This is a genomic window from uncultured Eubacterium sp., from assembly GCF_934561735.1.
Taxonomy (GTDB): domain Bacteria; phylum Bacillota; class Clostridia; order Oscillospirales; family Acutalibacteraceae; genus Eubacterium_R.
This window is the reverse complement of record NZ_CAKTGT010000006.1, coordinates 25,732-39,913: the sequence shown is the minus strand read 5'-3', so window position 1 is coordinate 39,913 and position 14,182 is coordinate 25,732. Positions and strand designations below refer to the sequence as shown.

Sequence of the window (14,182 nt, the reverse complement as noted above, 5' to 3'; positions counted from 1 at the left end):
GGTGGCTTATAAAGGCTTGATTTACCTTCAAAAAACACCGTAGGGGACAGGCTTGCCTGCCCCGAAACAATCATAACTCTATCATTCGGTTTAGGAGAATATTTTATGTTTTGGACAGTTACACTTGAACTTCTCAAGGGCTTTGCGGAAACACTCAAAATTTTCGCTCTTACCCTTTTGTTTTCACTTCCTTTGGGGCTTGTGCTCAGCTTTTTCTCAATGTCAAAGTTTAAGCCGCTTAAATATTTAACAAAGATCTTTATTTGGATTATCCGCGGTACACCGCTTATGCTTCAGCTCATTATCGTTTATTTCGGCCCCGGATTGATTTTCGGTTGGAACCTTATGGAACGCTTTAATGCGGTAATTGTTGCGTTTGTTATCAACTATTCTTGCTATTTCAGCGAGATTTACCGCGGCGGTATCGAATCTGTTCCAAAGGGACAAACCGAGGCAGGTCTGGTTCTCGGTATGAGCAAAAGCCAAATTTTCTTCAAGGTTACTCTTTTGCAGGTTATTAAGCGTATTGTGCCGCCTATGAGTAACGAGATTATTACACTTGTAAAGGACACTTCGCTTGCCCGTATCATCGCAGTGTATGAAATTATCTTTATGGGTCAAAACTTCATCAAATCGGCAGGTCTTATTTGGCCGCTGTTTTACACAGCCGTTTTCTATCTTGTGTTCTGTGGACTTCTTACAATTTTCTTCCATTGGGCAGAAAAGAAAATGAGTTATTTTGAAGCATAAGGAGGAAACATTATGGCTTTGTTGGAAGTAAAAGGAATTAAAAAATCCTTTGGCAGAACCAAGGTTCTCAAAGGTATAGATTTTGATTTGCAAAAGGGCGAAGTTCTCTCTATTATCGGTTCTTCGGGTTCGGGCAAAACAACTCTTCTTCGTTGCATCAACTTTTTGGAGTTTGCCGATGAGGGCACAATTTCCGTTAACGGTGAGATTATTTATGACGGCGTTAAGGATAAAAAAATCAAAGACAGGGAATTAAAGGCAAAACGTATGCATTTCGGTCTTGTTTTTCAGGATTTTAATCTTTTTCCGCAATACAGCGTGCTTAAAAATTTGACTCTTGCTCCGTCGCTTTTGAATCTCGGTTCAAAGGAAGAACTTGAAAATCAGGCAAAGAATATTATTGCAAGGGTAGGGCTTTCGGATAAAATCGATTTTTATCCGTGTCAGCTTTCGGGCGGTCAAAAGCAAAGGGTTGCTATTGCAAGAGCACTTATGCTCAATCCCGATATTTTGTGTTTTGACGAGCCTACATCTGCACTCGACCCCGAACTTACGGGCGAAGTTCTCAATGTAATTAAGAACCTCAAGGACGAGGGCAGCACAATGATTGTTGTTACACACGAGATGGAATTTGCCAAAAATGTATCGGATAAAATTATCTTTATGGCAGACGGTGTTGTTGAAGAAATGGGCACTCCTCAGCAGATTTATGAAAATCCGCAGAGCGAAAAGACAAAAGCGTTTCTTGCAAATTCACTTGAAAAGTTTTGAGTTGTAAAGAATAGATTTATATGTTAAGATAGTAGCAGAAGTATTTTGGATGTATTTCTGCTATTATTTTTATTTTGAGGTTTGATATGGATTACAAGTTGAAATTTACCTATAAGGCGGATAATAAGATTAAAACCGTTGAGCGAGAAAACGATGATGTTTCGTTTGATTTGCGTCAAAGTGCAAACGGTTTAAAACTCACCGTTATTCCCAAAAAACAAATCAGCGACATTTCTTTTTATCTTGAAAGAAACTATGAGTATCAAACCGACAGCAGGTTCTTTGCAAACGGCTTTCAGTCTTGGACGGATACAAAGGAGTTTACAAGAAACGAGATGATGGCTGATGAGGGACTTATCGGCAAAGGAATTTTCGGCAAAAGTCCGTTTGGCATTAATCTTGTAGGCGATTACACCTTTATTGAACAGCCTAAGGAGTACGGCAATTTTCACGCAATTTCGTTTGCTTATGTGAGAAATGACAAAAATGTTGACCTTTTTGCCTCATTCAACGACCGCACGGGATATACAATTATCTATGCGGATATGAATAAAAATACACTCCGCTTTTCAAAAGATGTTGAGGGTATCACAATAACAGAGCCGTACGAACTTCTTGATTTGTACTTTGACAATGGCGGATATGACGAGGCTTTTGACAGATATTTTGCAAAGATGAATGTTAAGCCGCTTACCGACAAAAAGATAAAGGGCTACACTTCGTGGTATAATTATTATCAAAACATCAGTGAAAATATTATACTTCGTGACCTTGAAGCAATCAGTAAAAAAACCGATAAGGTAAACACATTTCAAATTGATGACGGCTATCAAACCGCTGTGGGCGACTGGCTTTCAATCAACAAAACCAAGTTCCCAAACGGTATGAAACCGATTGCCGATAAAATTCACGAAAAAGGTTATCGTGCAGGTTTGTGGCTTGCTCCGTTCGGTGCACAAAAAGGTTCAAAGTTAGTATCTGAGCATCCCGATTGGTTGGTGAAAGGTAAAAACGGCAAGCCGATTATGGTCGGTGCAAACTGGGGCGGTTTTTATGCGGTTGATATTGACAATGCCGATGCAAGAGCATATATCAAAAATGTGTTTGACACCGTGCTCAATAATTGGGGCTTTGACCTTGTAAAACTCGACTTTTTGTATGCGACAGCTGTTGTTCCGCTTCACAATAAAACAAGGGGACAGCTTGCTTACGAAAGCATTGATTTTCTTCGTGAATGTGTCGGTGACAAGCAGATTTTGGGTTGCGGAGTTCAGCAAATGCCGTGTTTCGGCAAAGTTGAATATATGCGAATCGGTGCTGATATGGCTCTCGGCTGGAAACATAAATTTTTTCGCAATCTCACTCACAGGGAAGATGTTTCAACTCCAAACGCAATCCATAACAGCGTGTACAGAAGATGCCTTAACGGCAGAGCGTTCCTTTGTGACCCTGATGTGTTCTTGCTAAGAAAAACAAATATTCACTTTACGCCGGAACAGCAAAAGGTGCTTGCAAAATTTATTAAACTCTTTGGTTCTGTCCTCTTTATGAGTGACAATATTGATGAATACGATGATGAACAGCTTGCTGTTTTCAACGACACTCTGGCAGATGATGATGCAAAAATTGTAGCAATCAACGAAACAAATGACAAATTGTTTATTGATTATATTCAAAACGGCGAACCGTACACGCTTGGATTTTGTGTAACAGACGGGAATATTTATTGTCAATAACATTCAAATAAAAAGTCCGATTTGTTCGGGCTTTTTTCTTGTTTTTTCGGCAGTATGATGTTATAATATATAGACTATAAAAATGGAGAAGTGTGACCTATGAGTAATACTCTTAAAATTTCACCGTCAATTTTGGCGAGCGATTATGCAAATCTTCAGTCCGAACTTGACAGAATTTCAACCTCGGATATGATTCATATTGATGTTATGGACGGACATTTTGTGCCTAATATTTCAATCGGTGCACCTGTTGTTGCCGCTTGCAAAAAAGTGTGCAATGTGCCGTTTGATGTGCACTTGATGATCAGCAATCCTCTTGATTATGCCGAGGATTTTGCCAAAGCGGGTGCGGATATTATCTGCTTCCACACGGAGTGCGACAGCGACACCGAGCAAACCATAGACAAAATTTTGTCACTCGGTAAAAAGGCTGCTTTGGCTATTAAGCCGGCAACTCCGATTGACGAAGTTGTGAAGTATCTTGACAAAATTTCAATGGTGCTTGTTATGACGGTTGAACCGGGCTTCGGCGGTCAAAGTTTTATGGAATCAACTATGCCTAAAATCGAGGCTATTCGCAAAATCAATCCCGATATTGATATTGAGGTTGACGGCGGAATCAATGCCGACACCGTAAAAATTGCCGCAAAGGCAGGGGCAAATGTTTTTGTTGCGGGTTCGGCTGTGTTTAAAAGTGAAAATCCTGCCGAAACCATTGCTCTTTTAAAGAAAAATGCACAAGATGTACAGTAATTTGTTATGAGTAAAAAACAGGAAAAACGAAAATTTTATACAAACGAGCATCGTAACGAGCATTGGACGGAAGAGCCAAAGGGCAGACCGATTGATTTTGCCGATAAATATACTGTTGACGGTGAAGCGGGTAATGTGTATAATGACAAACGCCGTGCCGCACAGCATAAGGCTCAAAGAAAAAAAGAGAGCCGACAAAAAGCGATTAAAATCATTGTGTCGTCGCTTGTTGCGGTTGCACTCCTTTTCGGCGGATACACCGCTATGGATGTGCATATGATAAGACAGGCGGAGCCTGCCGAAAAACTGCTCCGTCAAAATAGTTCGGACAGCAATGCTTTGTCGCAAATTTCAATCAATGTTTCGTCGATTATGACCGAATCCGTAAGCCTTGACAATTCAACAATGCTTACATCGGTAATCAACGATGTGCATAATTTTTCGGCAAACAGCGTAACATTTGACGCAAAGCGTGAGGACGGCACAATCGGTTATCGTTCTTCGCTTGCAACCATTGATACTTACGGTGCCGTCAGCGATGTAGGCAGTGACAGTGTGGGCTCAATCAAACAGCTTATTGACAATGATATTTTGCCCGTTGCAAGAATTTGCTGTTACAAGGATAATGTTTTGCCGTTGCAAAACAGAGATTTTGCCATTACAAAGGGTAAAAAGCTTTATACCGACAGCAACGGAAATAATTATCTCAATCCAAATAACGAGCAGGTGTATAACTACATTCTCGATATTGTCAGAGAACTTAAAGGCTACGGCGTTCAGGTGTTTGTACTTTACGGCTGTGATTTGCCGAGCGATATTTCGGATAAATATAACGACGGGTTTAAAAAATTGGCAAAAAGGCTTCAATCCGATCTCGGCGGTGATGTTAAACTTCTTAAAGAAGTAGATGTTAAGGTTACAGGCAGGGATGCCGAAAGCGGAAATATTACAAATTCCGCAATAGATAAAGAAATCAAAAATTTTGATAAATTAAGTGACAATCAAATTTATTATATTTCCACCTCATTGGATACCACCCGTGTCTACAATCATGTTGCAAACGCAGGGGTAGAAAGATTTATTATTGCACAGTGATAATATAAAGGAGAAAGTATGAGAAAATCAGTCAAATTTATTGTTTGTTTTGTGCTGTTAATTGCGTTGACAATGCCGTTTGGTGTACTTGCCAAGGACGGTGAGCAGTCAAAAACAGTCAGTGCTCCGACATTGCAGTCTATAGAATTTAACGATGCCGAGATTGACGGTGAATTTGCACCTACCGAATTTTATTACAAAATCAATGTTAAATCCGACGGCGAAACGCCTACCCTTAAAAAATATAAGGTCAGCAAAGGCTCCGAAATTTTTGTAACCTATAATCAAAAAGAGGGTATGAACGGCATAAATGTAGAAGTAAAAAATGACACCTTGTCTTCAAACTACTTTTTTGAATATAAGTACAACGATGTTGAAGCAGAACTCAATTCAAACAATAATTTGAAAGAACTTAATTGTGAACTCGGCTGTGTTTATCCGGCTCTCAATAATGAAGATACTGCGTATCAGCTTTATATTCCGAGTGATATGACAGAACTTAAATTAAACGCTGTGCCGGAAGATATGGGTGCTTCGTGCAATGTCCCTCAATCGGTAAAAATGACAACCGAGCAAAGTCCGACTTTTGACGCTCGGGTATTGTCGTCCGACGGAACGCAAAAGGTTTACACTTTTGAGGTTAAAAGGCTCGGTATTACAACAAAAGAGCTCAAAAAAGAATTAAAAAGCAATTCTTATGAGAATATTATAAAAAGCGAAGTTTTCCACAAATCGCCGAGATTTAAGGTGTTGATTTTCGGAATAATCGGAGGAATTATCGTTCTTGTAATTGCGGTTATGCTTCTCAAACGGGTTGCGGTAAAAGCACAGGATGAGGACGAAACGGAGTTTTTTGATTATTCGGATGAATCCAAAGAGGAAGAAGCCGAATGATTTAATATAAAAAATAAACAACAAAGGCGGTGATAATAATGAAAGTGGATATTCAGGAAATGAACGAACAGGAAATCATTGAAGAAATCCAATCATTATGCGAAAAAAGAGAGTTTTCAAAACTTAAAAACCTACTGTCGGAAATGAACCCTGCCGATATAGCAAGTGTTCTTGACGAAGTGTCTGCCAACCAGCGACTGCTTATGTTCCGATTGTTAGCCAAAGAAGAAGCCGCGGAAACCTTTGTTGAACTTGACAGCGACAACCAGGAATCTCTTATTCATGCGTTTTCGGATAGCGAGCTTAAAGAAGTGCTTGATGAACTTTACCTTGATGATGCCGTTGATGTCATCGAGGAAATGCCGGCAACGGTTGTAAAAAGAATTCTCAAAAATGCCGACAGCGAGATGAGAGAATCAATTAACGCTCTCCTTAAATATCCGGAGGATTCCGCAGGTTCGATTATGACCCCGGAATTTGTAGACCTTAAAAGGGATATGACGGTTGAAGATGCTTTTAAGCGTATCAGACGAACAGGTATCGACAAGGAAACTATTTACACCTGTTATGTTTGCGACAGCTCAAGGAAACTAATCGGCGTTACCACCGTTAAGGAACTTTTGCTTCACGATTACGATGATGTTATCAGCGATTTTATGGAAACAAACATTATTTCCCTAAACACGCTTGATGACCAGGAACTTGCAACTCAGCTTTTTGACAAGTACAATTTCCTTGCTCTTCCCGTTGTTGATATGGAAGGCCGTTTGGTAGGTATTATCACGGTCGATGACGCTATTGATGTCATCCAAGAGGAAAACACCGAGGATATTCAAAAGATGAACGCTATGCTCCCTACGGAGAAAACATACCTTAAAACCTCGATTTTTGAAACATGGAAGTCACGCTTCCCGTGGTTGCTGCTTCTTATGATTTCGGCAACCTTTACAGGCTCGATTATTACGGGCTTTGAGGACAAGCTTGCAACTATGACTGTCCTTACGGCGTTTATCCCTATGCTTATGGACACCGGCGGTAACTCCGGCGGTCAGGCAAGTGTTACGGTTATCCGTGCCATGAGCCTCGGTGAAGTAACATTCAAGGATTTCTTCAAGGTTATATGGAAAGAAATTCGTGTAGGCTTGGTTTGTGGCTTGAGCCTTGCGGCAGCTAATTTCATCAAGATTTGGCTTGTTGACCATTTGATTATGCACAACGATGATATAACCCTCATTGTTGACCTTGCAATCTGCCTTACATTGGTGGTTGAGATCATTTTTGCAAAGTTCATCGGCTGCACACTCCCTATGCTTGCAAAAAAAGTCGGCTTTGACCCTGCGGTTATGTCGTCACCATTCATCACAACCGTTGTTGATGCCGTTTCACTTCTTGTATATTTCGGCATCGCAACCGCATTAATTCCGCAATTACATTGACACAATGAACAAAAAGTGGTAAAATATCGTCAACTTAATAAGTCAGGGGTGCTGATTGTTTTTCAATCTTGGCTGAGATTATACCCTTCTAACCTGTTCGGTAATGCGAGCGTAGGAAGACGATATAAATTTAGGATTTCAGCACCGATTTTTTCGGTGCTTTTTTTCTTGACTTATCAAGAATATTATGAAAGGAAGTATTTTATTATGAAAGCAAGTGTTGCTATTCAGGTTTTGCCAAGCGTAAAGGATGAGGACGAACTTATCCGCATTGTTGATGAGGTTATTGCATACATCAAGTCAACAGGACTCAATTATTATGTAGGTCCGTTTGAAACTACCATTGAGGGCGAAAGCTATGATGAACTTATGGAAATTGTTGCAAACTGCCAAAAGGTTGCAATCAAGGCGGGTTGCCCAAGCGTGAGTGCATATGTCAAGGTGGTTTACAATCCTGAGGGTGAGGTATTGACCATTGACAAAAAAGTTACAAAACATCACCAATAAACTTGCACCGCTCGGTGCGATAATTGTCATATTGCTGTTGTGGTTTTTGGCTTGTGATATGGAGCTTGTGCCTGCATATATGTTGCCGTCACCGATTGATGTTGTCAAAGCGTTTGTTGACAATTTTTCAATTATGATGAAACAGGCGGCTGTCACTTTGCAGGAAACTTTTTACGGCTTGCTTATCGGTATTGCAATAGCCTTTGTTATTGCAAGCCTTATGGACAGATTTACCATAATCAACAAGGCTCTTTATCCTGTTTTGGTTGTTACTCAAACAATTCCGACCATTGCAATTGCACCTCTTTTGGTGCTCTGGATGGGCTTTGGTATGGCTCCGAAAATCACACTTGTTGTTCTCACAACATTTTTCCCTATTGCAATCGGGCTTCTCAACGGGTTTGAAAGCGTGGATACCGATGCGATAAATCTTATGCGTTCTATGGGAGCAACAAGACTTCAAATCTTTAGGATAGTCAAATTGCCGAATGCTACCGCTTCGTTCTTTTCGGGGCTTCGCATTTCTGCCGCTTATGCGGTTGTCGGTGCCGTTGTTTCGGAATGGCTCGGCGGATTTGAGGGACTCGGCGTTTATATGACAAGAGTAAAAAAGGCTTACGCCTTTGACAAAATGTTTGCCGTTATCGTGTTTATTTCGGCAATCAGCTTGGTGCTTATGGGCATTGTTATTTTGCTTGAAAAAATTTCTATGCCGTGGGTACATAAAACAGAAAATTTGGGAGACAAAAAATGAAAAAATTTAAGAAAATAATCGCATTGTTGCTTGCACTTTCTCTTGTTTGTGCATTTGCAGCTTGCTCAAAGACAAATTCGGATGATGCGTCAGACGACACAACAAAAGAATTAAAGGATGTTACACTCTGCCTTGATTGGACACCTAATACAAACCACACAGGTTTTTATGTTGCATTGCAAAAAGGCTATTACAAAGACGCAGGTCTTAATGTATCAATCGTTCAGCCACCTGAAAACGGTGCAACAGAGGCTTGTTCCGCAGGTCAGGCACAGTTTGCTATTGACGCACAGGACACAATCGCTTCTGCTTTCACATCTGCAACTCCAATGCAGGTTACAGCTGTTGCCGCTCTTCTTCAGCACAACACTTCTTGCGTTATGTCTAAAAAGGGTGCAGGTATCGACAGTCCAAAGGGCCTTGAAGGCAATACATATCTCACTTGGGATTCACCTATCGAGCTTGCAATGTTGGAAAATGTTGTTAAGGCAGACGGCGGTGATTGGAGCAAGGTTAAGAGAATTCCAAACACTGTAACAGATGAAGCACAGGATGTAAAGCAAAATCCGGATCACGCAATTTGGGTGTTTGACGGATGGGGCGGAGTTAACGCTCAGGTAAACAATGTAGAAGTTGACAAGTTCTTCTTTAAGGATTTGAACCCTACATTTGACTACTACACTCCTATTCTTATCGCAAACAACGACCTTATCAAGAACGACCCTGAAACAGTTAAGGCATTTCTTTCTGCAACCAAAAAGGGATATGAATATGCTATCGAAAATCCTGACGAAGCAGCTCAAATCCTTATTGACGGTGACGACACAGGCTCACTCAAGGGCAGTGAAGAACTTGTAAAGGCAAGCCAAAAGTATATGGTAGACCAGTATATTGCAGACGCTCCGAAGTGGGGTTATATCGATCCTGCAAGATGGAACGCATTTTATAACTGGCTCGGCGAAGAAAAGATTGTAGAAGAAAAAATTCCTGAAAACACAGGTTTCACAAACGATTATTTGGCATAATTTATGGAAATTTTAAAGGCTGAAAATATTTATAAAAGCTTCGGCGATAATAAGGTCTTAAAAGGTGCTTCGCTTACACTCAACAAGGGTGAGATTGTCAGCCTTTTGGGTGTCAGCGGCGGCGGAAAAACAACGCTGTTTAATGTCCTGTCGGGTATTCATATGCCCGACAGCGGCAAGGTTTGGTTAAACGGCAAGGATATTACGGGCAAGCCGGGCAATGTCAGCTATATGCTCCAAAAAGATTTGCTTTTGCCTTACAGAAAGGTGATAGACAATGTTTCGCTTCCTCTTGTCATCAAGGGCGTCGGCAAAAAGGAGGCAAGAGCACAGGCAGAGCCTTATTTCAAAACCTTCGGTCTTGACGGCACGCAGTATCGGTATCCGTCACAGCTTTCGGGCGGTATGCGTCAGAGGGCGGCTTTGCTCCGCACATATTTGTCATCAAACGGCGTTGCACTTCTTGATGAACCGTTCAGTGCACTTGATACCATTACAAAATCCGTTATCCACAAGTGGTATCTTGATGTTATGCAAAACATTGATTTGTCAACGGTGTTCATTACTCACGACATTGACGAGGCTATTTTGCTGTCCGACAGAATTTATATTCTTGCCGACGGTGTGTGTGCAAATGAGATTAAAATCGATGCACCGAAGCCGAGAACAACCGAGTTCAATCTTACAGATGAGTTTTTGAATTACAAAAGGCAGATTGTGCAAATATTACATTTATTGTAATCTGCACAAAAATCGACTTAAATTTTCTACATATAATGTAAAATTTTAGTATTTACTTTTATATTTAATAGTATTAAAATTAAAAAAGAGGGCAAGGAAGTCTTTTCGTTTATTCGGAGCTTTCTTGCGCTTTTTTTATTGAATTCTATTTTTGGGGGAAATTTTATGAAGAATTTAGGTTACTATAACGGTAAATATGACGAAATCGAGAATATGCAAATTCCGATGCTTGACAGAGTTTGCTGGTTTGGTGACGGTGTTTATGATGCAACTTATGCCCATAATCATATCGTTTTTGATATGGACGCTCACCTTACAAGATTTTACAATTCCGCAAAGCTCCTTGGTATGAATATTCCTATTGAGCGTGATGAACTCGACAAACTTCTTCGTGAACTTGTTTTGAAGGTTGACGACGGCGACCAGTTTGTTTATATGCAGGTTACAAGAGGCAACGGACTCAGAGGTCATATTTATCCTGAGGATATGCAGGGCAATTTGTGGATTACTCTCACACCGGCTCCTGTTGCAGATACATACAAGCCTATTGATGTTATCACTTATGAGGATAAGAGATTTTATTATTGTAATTGCAAAACTCTGAACCTTATTCCGTCTTGCCTTGCAGCAACAGCGGCAGACAGAGCAGGTTGTCAAGAGGCTATCTTCCACAGAGGCGATTTGGTAACCGAATGTGCACACTCAAATGTTTCTATTTTTAAGGACGGCAAGGTTATCACTCATCAGCTTGATGACAAGGTACTTCCGGGTACTGCAAGAATTCGTCTTCTTGCTTTTGCAAAGAAACTCGGCTACGGCGTTGAGGAAAGAGATTACACACTCGATGAACTTATGAATGCCGATGAAATTGTTGTTCATTCAACAGGTTCTTTCTGTATTCCTGTAAAGACCGTTGACGGCAAGCCTGTAGGCGGTAAAGCACCTGAAATGCTCAAGACAATTCAGGACGCTTTGGTTAAAGATTTTGAGGAGCAGTGCAAAGCATAATGAACAGAACAGAACTTACAAAACTCAATGTCGGCTACAATCTTGATTGGCTGATGAATCTTGACCCGAGAGGCTACGGTGTGTGCCGTATTCTTTATGACGGTGCAATTAAATATACAGGCAAGCCTTTGTCACTCAACGGAGCGGAAGGACTTGTAGAAAATATCAAAAAAGGCGAAAAAGTGTTTATCCTTACGGGCTTTGTTCTTCTTCCGTGGAACGAGGCTGAAACAGACGGCATTATTTCTTCAACCGTGTTTGCTCGATTTGTTATGCGTGCCTTTGGTGCCAAGCCGGTTATGATTGTTCCCGACCAGTGCGAAAAATCAATCAAGGCTATGAGTAAGGTACTCGGCTTTGATGTTACATATGATATAGACAATATTCCCGACAACACAGTTTGTATTGTCACCTTTACAAAGGACAAGGCAAAAGAGGCTGAGCAAACAGCGGAAATTCTTTCTCACGGTTTGCCGTGTGCGATTATATCCAACGAAGCACCGGGCAGAAACAAAAACGGCTACTATCACAATGCAGTCGGCGTAAACACAACCGATGTTGAGGCAAAGTACGATGTGCTTTTCAGAGAATGTCAAAGCAGGGGAGTGTACAACCTTTCTATCGGTGACCTCGGCAACGAACTCGGTATGGGTACTATTGAGGAGCATATAAGAAAGTATATTCCGTATGCCGAAAAAGGCGGATGCAAGGCAGGTACGGGATTTGGAATTTTGGCGGACACAGCCGCCGATAATATTATTACGGCAACTGTCAGCGACTGGGGAATGAATGCACTTATGGCATGCACGGCATTTCTTTTGGGTGATGTTAATCTTCTTCATACCGAAGAGGAGGAGTCAGCCGTTATGGACGCTGCAGCAGGTGCAGGTATGCTTGATATGTACGGCGAAGCAAGACCGTATATTGATGGTATCGGTAAAAACATTGTTTTGCCTATGATTTCGCTTATGCGCGGACTTATTGATTATCCTCATACTGTTGAGGATAAAACAGCCGCTTGGTTTGAAACTACACTTAAAAAAGGATATTTCGGATGATACATTCATTTTTGCAAAACGGTGACAGTGCCGTTACCGTGCAGTTTAAAAATGAAATAAGCAAGGAAGTCAATTCATATGTAACTTCTCTTTGTGCCGAAATTGAGAACAATAAAATTAAGGGCGTAATTGAGTATATTCCCACCTTTTGTTCGGTATCGGTGCTTTATGATTGTACTTTAATCAGCGCAAAAAAACTCATAAGCAAGCTTGAAAAGATAATTAAAAATATAAAAATCACATCAAGTCGCAAAGCTAAGTTGTATGAAATTCCTGTGTGCTATGATGATTGCTTTGCTCTTGATATGGGCAATGTTTGCGAGCATTCTCACCTTACAAGGGAAGAAATTATTGCTCGGCACAGCGGCAGAGATTATCTCATTTATATGCTTGGATTTTTGCCCGGGTTTGCCTATCTCGGCGGTATGGACGAAGCACTTGCAACGCCCCGCCTTGATTCACCGAGGTCGGAGATTTTTGAAGGTGCCGTCGGTATCGGCGGTGAGCAAACCGGAATATATCCCGTTGCTTCACCGGGTGGATGGCAGCTTATCGGCAAAACGCCTGTCAAAGTTTATGACAAAGAAAGAGAAAATCCGATTTTGTATTCATCGGGTGATTATATTCGATTTGTGCCTGTCAGCCTTGCCGAATATGACCAAATAGAAACGCAAATAAACACAGGTACATATCGTGTTAAAGTTACGGAGGTTGAGCGATGATCGAAATTATTACTCCGGGACTTTTAACTACCGTGCAGGATTTTGGCAGAGTCGGTGTTATGAAAAACGGCTTTACTCAAAACGGCGTTATGGACAGGTACAGTATGAGGGTTGCCAACCGCTTGTGCGGTAATTGCGACAGTGCTCCCGTTCTTGAAATGACTGTGCTCGGTATCACGGCAAAATTTACGCAGGATACGGTTATTTGTTTATCCGGTGCGGATTTTAGTGCAAAAATAAATGACAAACCGATAAGAAGAAACAAGGCTTACAAGATAAATAGCGGCGACATTCTTTCTATGGGTGCGGCAAAAAGCGGTATGCGTGCTTATCTTGCCGTTGCAGGCGGAATAGTCGGCGAGTATGTTTTTGGCAGTGCGTCAACAAATTTGAAGTTTGCTTTCGGCGGATACAATGGCAGAAAACTGCAAAGCGGAGATGTTCTTGCAATAGGAACGGGTGCGTTTTCTCTTGGCAATATTGACAAGTGGGAAATTCCCGAAACCGAATACAGCAACAATGCAAAGCTTCGTGTTGTTTTAGGTCCGCAAAGCGAAATGTTCACAGACGAGGATATAAGACTCTTTTTGTCGCAGAAGTATGAAGTTATCGCTCAGTCGGACAGAATGGGTATAAGGCTCTCAGGCGAACCGCTCAAGTCGAAAAACGGTATGGATATTATCTCCGACGGCATAGTTTTCGGTTCTGTTCAAGTGCCGAATTCGGGCGAGCCAATTATTCTTACGGCAGATCACCAAACCACGGGCGGCTATGCCAAAATTGCGACTGTTATCAGCGTTGATTTGCCTTGTGTGGCACAGCTTTCGGCAGGTGATACCATAGAATTTGAGAGTGTTACGGTTAAGAAAGCGGAGAAACTTGCAAAAAAGCAAAAACGATTTTTTGATAATTTATATATGTTTTGATTTTAG

Annotated in this window: 15 protein-coding genes and 1 riboswitch; all 15 genes read left to right on the top strand. The window is 41.1% G+C overall.

Translation table 11 applies throughout. The annotated features are described in order from the left end of the window. Positions 1 to 105 precede the first annotated feature (105 nt). Positions 106 to 750, top strand: coding sequence for an amino acid ABC transporter permease (locus Q0E08_RS06150; protein WP_294778042.1), 645 nt, complete (start codon positions 106 to 108; stop codon positions 748 to 750). 12 nt (positions 751 to 762) lie between these two features. After that, the gene (locus Q0E08_RS06145) at positions 763 to 1,521 is read left to right on the top strand and encodes an amino acid ABC transporter ATP-binding protein (RefSeq protein ID WP_294778040.1); all 759 of its coding nucleotides are present in this window, start codon (positions 763 to 765) and stop codon (positions 1,519 to 1,521) included. An 86-nt stretch (positions 1,522 to 1,607) separates the two neighbouring features. Beyond that, a complete protein-coding gene (locus Q0E08_RS06140; protein WP_294778038.1) occupies positions 1,608 to 3,257 on the top strand; it encodes a glycoside hydrolase family 36 protein in 1,650 nt (549 codons plus the stop codon). A 99-nt stretch (positions 3,258 to 3,356) separates the two neighbouring features. Next, positions 3,357 to 4,010 (top strand): ribulose-phosphate 3-epimerase, encoded by a 654-nt coding sequence (gene rpe, locus Q0E08_RS06135; protein ID WP_294778036.1) that lies wholly within the window; start codon positions 3,357 to 3,359, stop codon positions 4,008 to 4,010. Between the two features lie 6 nt (positions 4,011 to 4,016). Further along, entirely contained in the window at positions 4,017 to 5,105 is a 1,089-nt protein-coding gene (locus Q0E08_RS06130; RefSeq protein WP_294778034.1) for a putative glycoside hydrolase, read from the top strand. 18 nt (positions 5,106 to 5,123) lie between these two features. After that, the gene (locus Q0E08_RS06125; protein ID WP_294778031.1) at positions 5,124 to 5,999 is read left to right on the top strand and encodes a hypothetical protein; all 876 of its coding nucleotides are present in this window, start codon (positions 5,124 to 5,126) and stop codon (positions 5,997 to 5,999) included. 38 nt (positions 6,000 to 6,037) lie between these two features. After that, a complete protein-coding gene (gene mgtE, locus Q0E08_RS06120) occupies positions 6,038 to 7,435 on the top strand; it encodes a magnesium transporter (protein WP_294778029.1) in 1,398 nt (465 codons plus the stop codon). 34 nt (positions 7,436 to 7,469) lie between these two features. After that, positions 7,470 to 7,570, top strand: a riboswitch (TPP riboswitch). A gap of 72 nt (positions 7,571 to 7,642) precedes the next feature. Continuing rightward, positions 7,643 to 7,942: a thiamine-binding protein gene (locus Q0E08_RS06115; RefSeq protein WP_078767675.1), complete on the top strand. Its 300-nt coding sequence runs from the start codon at positions 7,643 to 7,645 to the stop codon at positions 7,940 to 7,942. Beyond that, on the top strand, positions 7,911 to 8,696 hold the full coding sequence (locus tag Q0E08_RS06110) for an ABC transporter permease (protein WP_294778026.1): 786 nt from the start codon (positions 7,911 to 7,913) through the stop codon (positions 8,694 to 8,696). Before Q0E08_RS06115 ends, Q0E08_RS06110 begins: the two co-directional genes overlap by 32 nt. Further along, on the top strand, positions 8,693 to 9,721 hold the full coding sequence (locus Q0E08_RS06105) for an ABC transporter substrate-binding protein (protein ID WP_294778024.1): 1,029 nt from the start codon (positions 8,693 to 8,695) through the stop codon (positions 9,719 to 9,721). The genes Q0E08_RS06110 and Q0E08_RS06105 overlap by 4 nt, the downstream gene beginning before the upstream one ends. A 3-nt stretch (positions 9,722 to 9,724) precedes the next feature. Next, positions 9,725 to 10,462, top strand: a complete 738-nt coding sequence (locus Q0E08_RS06100; protein WP_294778022.1) for an ABC transporter ATP-binding protein — start codon at positions 9,725 to 9,727, stop codon at positions 10,460 to 10,462. Positions 10,463 to 10,627: 165 nt separating this feature from the next. Then, on the top strand, positions 10,628 to 11,470 hold the full coding sequence (locus Q0E08_RS06095) for an aminotransferase class IV (RefSeq protein ID WP_294778020.1): 843 nt from the start codon (positions 10,628 to 10,630) through the stop codon (positions 11,468 to 11,470). Further along, the gene (locus Q0E08_RS06090) at positions 11,470 to 12,528 is read left to right on the top strand and encodes a DUF4392 domain-containing protein (protein ID WP_294778018.1); all 1,059 of its coding nucleotides are present in this window, start codon (positions 11,470 to 11,472) and stop codon (positions 12,526 to 12,528) included. Before Q0E08_RS06095 ends, Q0E08_RS06090 begins: the two co-directional genes overlap by 1 nt. Next, complete coding sequence (gene pxpB / locus Q0E08_RS06085; protein WP_294778016.1) at positions 12,525 to 13,250, top strand: 5-oxoprolinase subunit PxpB; 726 nt, start codon at positions 12,525 to 12,527, stop codon at positions 13,248 to 13,250. The genes Q0E08_RS06090 and pxpB overlap by 4 nt, the downstream gene beginning before the upstream one ends. After that, positions 13,247 to 14,176: a biotin-dependent carboxyltransferase family protein gene (locus tag Q0E08_RS06080; protein WP_294778014.1), complete on the top strand. Its 930-nt coding sequence runs from the start codon at positions 13,247 to 13,249 to the stop codon at positions 14,174 to 14,176. The genes pxpB and Q0E08_RS06080 overlap by 4 nt, the downstream gene beginning before the upstream one ends. Positions 14,177 to 14,182: the final 6 nt, after the last annotated feature.